The 8,529-nt window shown below is 71.9% G+C and carries 10 protein-coding genes; 8 read left to right on the forward strand and 2 right to left on the reverse strand.

The annotated features are described in order from the left end of the window. The 7 genes from HV701_RS26220 to HV701_RS26250 form a co-directional block, all read left to right on the forward strand. Positions 1-645: OmpA/MotB family protein (locus HV701_RS26220; RefSeq protein ID WP_175135920.1), on the forward strand; the 645-nt coding region annotated here is incomplete at its 5' end. A gap of 128 nt (positions 646-773) precedes the next feature. Further along, positions 774-1,127 carry a YciI family protein gene (locus HV701_RS26225; RefSeq protein ID WP_175135921.1) on the forward strand — a complete coding sequence of 118 codons (354 nt, stop codon included), beginning with the start codon at positions 774-776 and terminating at the stop codon, positions 1,125-1,127. 170 nt (positions 1,128-1,297) lie between these two features. Then, positions 1,298-1,711 (forward strand): YciI family protein, encoded by a 414-nt coding sequence (locus HV701_RS26230; protein ID WP_175135922.1) that lies wholly within the window; start codon positions 1,298-1,300, stop codon positions 1,709-1,711. Positions 1,712-1,750: 39 nt separating this feature from the next. Next, a complete protein-coding gene (locus tag HV701_RS26235) occupies positions 1,751-2,158 on the forward strand; it encodes a VOC family protein (protein ID WP_175135923.1) in 408 nt (135 codons plus the stop codon). Further along, positions 2,155-3,447: an RNA polymerase sigma factor gene (locus tag HV701_RS26240; protein WP_175135924.1), complete on the forward strand. Its 1,293-nt coding sequence runs from the start codon at positions 2,155-2,157 to the stop codon at positions 3,445-3,447. Before HV701_RS26235 ends, HV701_RS26240 begins: the two co-directional genes overlap by 4 nt. A 58-nt stretch (positions 3,448-3,505) precedes the next feature. Next, a complete protein-coding gene (locus HV701_RS26245) occupies positions 3,506-4,396 on the forward strand; it encodes an AraC family transcriptional regulator (protein ID WP_272909325.1) in 891 nt (296 codons plus the stop codon). 98 nt (positions 4,397-4,494) lie between these two features. Beyond that, entirely contained in the window at positions 4,495-5,448 is a 954-nt protein-coding gene (locus HV701_RS26250) for a DMT family transporter (RefSeq protein WP_175135925.1), read from the forward strand. Positions 5,449-5,541: 93 nt separating this feature from the next. Here the strand turns inward: HV701_RS26250 and HV701_RS26255 are convergent, their stop codons facing one another. Beyond that, complete coding sequence (locus tag HV701_RS26255; RefSeq protein ID WP_175135926.1) at positions 5,542-6,210, reverse strand: HAD family hydrolase; 669 nt, start codon at positions 6,208-6,210, stop codon at positions 5,542-5,544. A gap of 70 nt (positions 6,211-6,280) precedes the next feature. After that, positions 6,281-7,489, reverse strand: a complete 1,209-nt coding sequence (locus HV701_RS26260) for an MFS transporter (protein WP_175135927.1) — start codon at positions 7,487-7,489, stop codon at positions 6,281-6,283. Positions 7,490-7,596: 107 nt separating this feature from the next. Here HV701_RS26260 and HV701_RS26265 point away from each other — a divergent pair, with 107 nt between their 5' ends. Further along, positions 7,597-8,499 (forward strand): LysR family transcriptional regulator, encoded by a 903-nt coding sequence (locus tag HV701_RS26265; protein WP_175135928.1) that lies wholly within the window; start codon positions 7,597-7,599, stop codon positions 8,497-8,499. The last annotated feature ends 30 nt before the right edge of the window (positions 8,500-8,529 follow it).

Raw genomic sequence — 8,529 nt, forward strand, 5'->3', positions numbered from 1 at the left:
GCCGGCACGCCCGCGGCCGCGGCCGCGCCGGCCGGCGAAGGCGAGGTGGTGGCACCAGCCGCCCCGCCGCTGAAGGCGCCTTCCAAGGAATCCCTGGGACTGGCCGACCTGGGCAACTCGGTCGACGTCATCATCAACGAGCAGTCGGTGAGCTTTCGCATCAGCAACGAGCTGCTGTTTCCGTCGGGCCAGGCCACGCTCAGCCCCTCGGGCCTGGACGTGATCAAACGCCTGGCCACGATCCTCAACAAGAACGACTACCAGGTTTCGGTCGAGGGCCACAGCGACCCGGTGCCGATCCAGACCCGGCAATTTGCCTCCAACTGGGAGCTGTCCACCAGCCGCGCCACCAGCGTGCTGCGCGAACTGGTGCGCGACGGGGTGGCGGGCGAGCGCCTGCGCGCGGTGGGCTACGCCGAGACGCGCCCGATCGAGTCCAACGACACCGCGGCGGGCCGCGCGGCCAACCGGCGCGTGGAACTGATCATGGACATCACCGCGCCCGCCAAGCCGGCCCAGGCCGAGGCCAAGGGCGAGGCCAAGGGCGAGGCCAAGGGCGAGGCCAAGGGCGAGGCGGCCACGCCGGCCAGCGCCGCCGCCGGCAAGGCCGCGACGGCCAAGGCCGGCGCCGCCGGCAAGTCCTGAAGCGCCCGCCTCCCTAGCGGCGGACTCGAACCTGTCCGGCGCGCCGCAAACAGCGTAATCTGGCGGCTGCCGGCCGCGCGTGACGCGCGCGCCGGCGCTGTCGCCGACCTTGCCACCAGGAACCGCCCATGCCGTACATGCTTCTCATCGTCGAGCCCCCCGGCCAGCGCGCCGAGCGCACGCCCGAGGAAGGCCGCGAGGTCTACGCCCAGATGGTGCGCTACGCCGAAGGACTGCAGGCGCGCGGCCTGCTGGCGCGCGCCGAATCCCTCAAGTCAGATGCCGACGGCGTGCGGCTGCGCGTGCGCGACGGCCAGCGCACGCTGGTCGATGGCCCCTTCGCCGAGGCCAAGGAAATGATCGGCGGATTCTTCCTGCTCAACTGCGAGGATCGCGACCAGGCGCTGGCGCTGGCCGCCGAATGCCCGGCGGCGCGCTGGGCCACGGTCGAGGTGCGCGAGCTGGGGCCCTGTTTCATGTAGCGCCGGATCACCGCCACGGGCGGTAGCGGGGCGGCGCGCGGCCTGGACCGCACTAGGTACTTACCCTGATCCACCCGCTTTCCTGTCGATTCGCGCATGCCACATGCGTCGTGCCAGTGCCGACCCCGCCGCCCCTTGCGGCCGGGCCCATCGATACCAGGAGATTCCCGATGCGATTCATGATCATCGTCCGCGCCAACGCCGACAGCGAAGCCGGCATGCTGCCCGAGGCCAGCCTGCTGGACGCCATGGCGACCTACCACGAAGCCCTGGCCAAGGCCGGCGTGCTGCTGGACGCCAACGGCCTGCAGCCGTCGTCCAAGGGCTGGCGGGTGCATTACGACGACCAGGGCCGGCGCCAGGTGATCGACGGCCCCTTTGCCGACACCAAGGAACTGATCGCCGGCTACACCATGATCCAGGTCCGCTCGCGCGAAGAAGCCCTGCAATGGACGCTGCGTTTTCCCGACCCCTTCCCCGGCCGGCCCTGCGCCATCGAGGCGCGCCAGGTGTACGAGCTGGAGGATTTCGGCCCCGGCCAGGAAATCGACCGCTTCCGCGAACTGTCCGGCACCGGCCAGTGAACCGCCCCTTCCCGCCACAATCCCCCCGCGAGGCCCGTCATGCACAAACAGATCTTCGTCAACCTCCCCATCGCCGACATGCAGAAATCGCAGGCCTTCTTCAAGCGCCTGGGTTTCCGCTTCAATCCGCAATTCACCAATGAGCAGGGCGCCTGCATGGTGGTCGGCGACAACATCTACGTCATGCTGCTGGTGAAGGAATTCTTCCAGGGCTTCACGAACAAGCCCATCGCCGATGCCAAGGGCGCCACCGAAGCCCTGATCGCGCTGTCCTGCGAGAGCCGCGCCGAAGTCGACGACCTGGTGGCCCGCGCCCAGGCCGCGGGCGGCACGGCGCCACGCCCGCCGCAGGACCATGGATTCATGTACGGACACGGCTTCGATGACCTGGACGGCCACATCTGGGAAGTGTTCTACATGGAACCCGGCCAGACGCCGCAGGCATGACCGCCCCAGCCGGATCGGCGGCCACCCACCGCGCCATCGAAGCCGTCTGGCGCATCGAGGCCGCCAGCGTCATCGCCGGCGTTGCGCGCCTGGTGCGCGATGTCGGCCTGGCCGAGGAACTGGCCCAGGATGCGCTGGTGGCCGCGCTGGAGCGCTGGCCGGCCAGCGGCGTGCCGGACAACCCGGGAGCCTGGCTCATGACCACCGCGAAAAACCGTGCCCGCGACCGCCTGCGGCTGGACGCCATCCATCGCCGCAAACATGAGCAGATCGGCCATGAGCTGGAAGCGCTGCAGGCCGACATCGAGCCCGATTTCGTCGAGGCCCTGGACGCCGCGCGCCAGGATGACATCGGCGACGACCTGCTGCGGCTGGTGTTCACCGCCTGCCATCCGCTGCTCTCGACCGAGGCGCGCGTGGCGTTGACGCTGCGCCTGCTGGGCGGGCTGTCCACCGCTGAAATCGCGCGCGCCTTTCTGGCTTCCGAGTCCACCATCGCCCAGCGCATCGTGCGGGCCAAGCGCAGCCTGTCGGCGGCGCGCGTGCCGTTCGAAGTGCCCGGGCCGCAGGAACGCGCCCAACGGCTGGACTCGGTGCTGGAAGTGATCTACCTGATCTTCAACGAGGGCTATTCCGCCACCGCGGGCCAGGACTGGATGCGGCCGGCGCTGTGCGATGAAGCGCTGCGGCTGGGCCGCATCCTGGCCGAACTGACGCCCGCCGACAGCGAGGTGCATGGACTGGTGGCGCTGATGGAATTGCAGGCCTCGCGCCTGCACGCCCGCAGCGATGCCCAGGGCCGGCCGGTGCTGCTGCTGGAGCAGGACCGCGGCCGCTGGGACGCCCTGCTGATCCGCCGCGGCCTGGCCGCGCTGGAACGCGCCGAAAGCCTGGGCGGGGCCAGCGGCCCCTATGCGCTGCAGGCGGGGCTGGCGGCCTGCCACGCCCGCGCGCGGCGGCCGCAGGACACGGATTGGGCGCGTATCGTGGCGCTGTACGACGCGCTGGCGCAGGCCATGCCCTCCCCGGTGGTGGCGCTGAACCGCGCCGTCGCCGTGGGCATGGCTTTCGGCCCGCAGGCGGGACTGGATCTGGCCGACGACCTGGCGCGCGATCCGGCGCTGGCCAACTACCACTGGCTGCCGAGCGTGCGCGGCGACCTGCTGGCCAAACTGGGCCGTCACGCCGAGGCGCGGGCGGAGTTCGAACGCGCCGCCGGCATGACGCGCAACGCCCGGGAGCGCGAGATGCTGCTGGCGCGGGCGCAGGGGTTGCCGGCAACGGACTGAGCGCCACTGCCGCGCGTGCGCTGACCCCGGCGGACGCCGAACGTGCTTAAATTCCGCCATGGTCTGCCCCCCGCCCCGTGCCGTCGGCGTCCCTGCCGCCCCCGAGGCGCGCCCCGAGCCGCCGCTCGCGGGCGTGCCGCAGGCCTTCGACCATCCCAACGACCGCGCCGAATTCCGCCGTCCGGCGCACCGGCCCGGCATCGAGCTGTACCGCGCCCACATCGTCCGCCACGCCTTCGAACCGCACACCCACGAGGCCTTCGGCCTGGGCGCCATCGAATCCGGGGTGGAACGCTTCCGCTACCGTGGCGCCGACCACCTGGCGCCGCCCGGCTCGGTGGTGCTGATGAACCCCGACGAACTGCACACCGGCCGCGCCGAGACAGAAGGCGGCTGGCGCTACCGCATGGCCTATATCGACGCGGATGTTGTCGCCCAGGTGGCCGGCGAAGCCGGTTGGTGGTTCGATTGCGCCGTGGGCCACGATGCCGCCGGCGCGCAGCGCGTCACCGCCCTGCTGGACGCCCTGTGGCAGGCGCGCGAGCCGCTGGCGTTCGACAGCGCCCTGCACGCGCTGCTGACCGAGTTCCGCCGCCATGCCCGCGTGCCGCGGCCGCCCCGGCCCGAAGGCGCGCCGCGCTTCGCGCCGGTGATCGACTACCTGCGCGCCAACCTGGCGCGGCGCCTGACGCTGGAGGAACTGGCCGCCGTCGCCGGCCTCAGCCCGTTCCATTTCCTGCGCAGCTTCCAGGCGCACACCCATGCCACGCCGCAGCAGACACTGATGGCGCTGCGCCTGTTCGAAGCCAAGCGGCTGCTGGCCGCTGGCCAGGCGCCAGCCCAGGTCGCGCTGGCCGCCGGCCTGACCGACCAGGCCCACCTGACCCGCGCCTTCAGCCGCCGCTACGGCGTCACGCCCGCGCGCTACCAGAAGCAGGTGCGGGCCTGAGCCGCGCGCCCGCCCCCGGGCCGCAGCAATCTGGTACAAGACCGGCCGCCGTCCCGCTGGCTAGACTGGCCGTCCGTTGAATACGAGTCGGAATCTCTATGTGGGCAGGAACCCTGTACGCCCTGGCGGCCGGACTGATGTGGGGCCTGGTGTTCGTCGGCCCGCTGCTGCTGCCGGAATACCCCGCGGCCCTGCAATCGGTGGGACGCTACCTGGCCTTCGGCCTGATCGCCATCCCCCTGGCCTGGCTCGACCGCAAGGCCCTGCGCCAGCTCAGCCGCGCCGACTGGATCGAGGCCCTGAAGCTGGCCGCCATTGGCAACCTGCTGTACTACCTGTGCCTGGCCAGCGCCATCCAGCGCGCCGGCGGCCCGGTGCCGACCATGATCATCGGCACGCTCCCGGTGGTGATCGCCGTCAGCGCCAATTTGCGCAACGCGCGCCGCGACGGCCGCCTGCCGTGGAAGCGGCTGGCGCCGTCGCTGGCGCTGATCGCGCTGGGCATCGCCTGCGTCAACCAGGTCGAGTTGCAGGCGCTGCGCCAGGAGGCCGACGCCGATCTGTCGCGCTATGCGATCGGCGCCGTGCTGGCGCTGGGCGCGGTGGTCTGCTGGACCTGGTATCCGCTGCGCAACGCCGACTGGCTGCGCAACCATCCGGGCCGCAGTCCGCGCACCTGGGCCACGGCCCAGGGCGTGGCCACGCTGCCGCTGGCGCTGGCCGGCTATGGTCTCTTGTGGGGCGGCATGGCCCTGAGCGGCAGCGATTTCGCCATGCCGCTGGGGCCGCGCCCCGAGGCGTTCCTGGGGCTGATGATCAGCATCGGCCTGTTCGCCTCGTGGCTCGGCACGCTGTGCTGGAACGAAGCCAGCCAGCGCCTGCCGACCGCGCTGGCCGGACAGTTGATCGTGTTCGAAACGCTGGCGGCGCTGGCCTACGCCTTCATGCTGCGCGGCAGCCTGCCGCAGCCGCTGACCCTGGCCGGCATCGCCCTGCTGATGATCGGTGTGCTGCGCGCGGTGCGGGTCAAGCCCGAACCGGTGCCGGCCTAGGGTCCGTGCAAACCGAAAGCCGCCTGGCGCCGGCCGCCAGACGGGCGCCGGCGCGCCGGCCCTGATCGAGACATCGGCGGCCTTGCCGCCCGCCTAGATGATCTCGGGCAGGCGCCGTAGATCGTCGATGACCTCGAACGCGCCTTCGTCCAACAGGCGCTTGCGCTGCTCCGGCCCGGCGTGCGAGGCGCCGACGTAGCCCACCGCCCGCATCCGCGCGGCGCGGGCGGCGCGCACGCCGGGCACGCTGTCCTCGACCACCACGCATTCCAGGATCGCGGTGCGCATCTGGCGCGCGGCGAACAGGAACACGTCCGGCGCCGGCTTGCCGTGCGCCACCTGGGCAGTGCTGAATACATTGGGCGCGAACGCCTCCCACAACCCCACCAGCTTGAGCGCCGCCTCCAGCTTGGGCGGCGTGCTGCTGGACGCCACGCAATAGTCCATGCCGCGCTGGCGCAAGGCCGCCAAGGTCTCGCGCACCCCGGGCAAGGCGCGCAGTTCCTGGCGGAAGGTGTCCTGCAGGCGGTCGGCATAGCGGCGCGGGAAGTCCGCCGGCAAGGCGCGGGCATTCTCGTCCTGCAAGGTCTGCCACATGTCGGCATCCGGAATGCCGGCGAAGCGCCGCGCCGCTTCCTGCGGCGTGATGGCGATGCCGTGTTCGGCCAGCGCGCACGACTGGGCGCGGGCGGCAATGATTTCGCTGTCGATCAGGACACCATCGCAATCGAAGATGACCAGGCGCGGGGCAGGCGTAGACATGAGGACTCCAGCGGGGACGATGCCCCATGATAGGCCGTCCGCATGACAATCGCAGCGCCGCCCCGGGCGGCTACAACCGGGCGCCGTTCAAGCGCCGCAGCCGCCACGCAATCGCCACGCCGCCCAGCGCCGCGGCCGCCACCACCAGCGCGGCCTGCGCCCAGCCGTAGCGGTCGATCACGCCGCCCACGGTCACCGGGCCGATCACCTGCCCCAGGTTGCTGCCCATCATCACCAGCCCCACCGTGGCCGCCGTCAGCGCCGGCCGCGGCGCCACAAGCGGCGCGCTGCCCAGCAGCGTCGCCGGGATCAGACCGCCCACCGCCGAAAACAGCACGCACAGCAGGAAGGTCGGCATCGCCGGAAACACCGAGCGGAAGATCAGCAGCGCCACCACGCCCATGGCCACGCTGGCGCAGGCGATCAGGGTCGACCGGCGCCAGCCGCGCGACAGCAGCACGCCGGCGCCCAGGTTGCCGATGATGTTGGCGGCGCTGGCCGCCGCGCTGTACAGCCCGGCCGTGGCCAGCGGCAGGCCGAGCTTATCCATCAGCAGCACCGGCAGGAAGGTGAATAGCGCGAAGAACATCAGGCTGTAGAGCGTGAACGAGGCCGCCAGCAGCATCGGCCCGGCCGCGCCCAGCGTATCGGAGGTGTCCTGCCGCAGCCCGCGCCAGGACAGGCCGGCGCCGGCGGGCGTGGGCGGCGCCAGCGCGGCGATGCCGCCCAGCGCGACCGCGGCGGCCGCGCCGGCGCACCACCAGTAGGCGTGCCAGTCACCGAAGGCCTGCGAGGCCAACATGGCGATCGCCATGCCCGCCGGCATGTAGCAGCTCCACAGCGCGAACGCCAGGTCGCGGCTGGACGGCAGCACCAGGCGCTGCAAGGCCGCCGGCCCCGCCACCGTGATCAGCAGGAACCCCAGCCCCTCGACCACACGCGAGGCCAGCAACACCCCATAGCCCGGCGCCAGCGCGCCCGCCGCCGTGCCCGCGGCCACCGTCGCCAGCCCCCACAGCAGCATGCGGCGCGCCCCGAAGCGCGCGATCACGCCGCCCGCCGCGATGCCGCCCAGCACCCCCAGGATCGAGAACACCGCCGTCAACGTGCCGATCGAGGCCAGGTCCAGCCCCAGGTCGCGCCGCAGCAAGGGCGCCGCGATGATCACCTTGCCCACCTGCAACGACGCCACCACCCCGGCGCCCACGATCGCCAGCACCGCCGCCCAACGCGTCGCCGCCGGCTGACCGGCACGCGCCGCGCCTTCCACCTTGTCCATCCTTGCCTCTCCTCGCTTGCAATGCCGCCAGCATGCCGGCCGGAACCGATTCTGATAAGTGATAATCTTTTGATGAAACCGATCTTGAAAATAGATCAGGACGCACGATGATAGATGCCCTCACCCTGGATCAACTGCGCGTGTTCGCCGCCGTGGCCGACACCGGCAGTTTCCGCGCCGCCGCCAAGCAGCTGGCGCGGGTGCAGTCGGCTGTCAGCCACGCGATTGCCAACATGGAAACGCAGTTGGGCGTGAAGCTGTTCGACCGCGGCGGCCACCGCCCCGTCATGACGCCGCAGGGCCAGGCGCTGCTGGCCAATGCCCGCGACATCCTGCTGCGGGTCGACGCCATGCGGGCCCGCGCCCAGGGATTGGGCGAAGGCGTGGAGCTGGAACTGTCGCTGGTGGTGGACACGCTGTATCCGATCGCGCAGGTCGGCGCGGCGCTGAACCGCCTGCGGGCGGCCTATCCATCGGTCGCCACGCGCGTGGCAGTGCTGCCGCTGGGCGGGCCGATCGCCGCGCTGCTCGATGGCAGCCACCAACTGGGCATTATTGCCGGCGAGCATTTCCGCCATCCGCGCATCGCCATGCAGGCGCTGGCGGCGGTGCAGATGGTGGCCGTGGTCGGCGCCGCCCATCCCCTGGCCGCGCGCGTGGCCGACGGCGCGCCGCTGACGGCGCCCGATCTGGCCGATCACCTGCAAGTGGTGCAGATCGACCCGTCCACGCTCAGCGCCGGCCGCGACTTCGCGGTGCTGTCGCCGCAGACCTGCCGCGTCAGCGGCCAGGACACCAAGCATGCGCTGATCCTGGCCGGCCTTGGCTGGGGCCGGCTGCCGCTGTGGCTGGTCGAGCGCGACCTGGCCGAGGGCCGGCTGCTGCGCCTGCCCACCGGCAGCCTGGGACGCGGCAGCCAGGTGACCACCGAGGTCTACCTGGCGCACCGCATCGACCAGCCGCTGGGGCCGGCGGCGCGTACGCTGGCGGCGGCGCTGGCCGGCGCCTGAGCGGCCGCGCCTGCCCGGCGCAGCGGCGGC

The organism is Achromobacter pulmonis (assembly GCF_902859765.1).
Taxonomy (GTDB): domain Bacteria; phylum Pseudomonadota; class Gammaproteobacteria; order Burkholderiales; family Burkholderiaceae_B; genus Achromobacter; species Achromobacter pulmonis.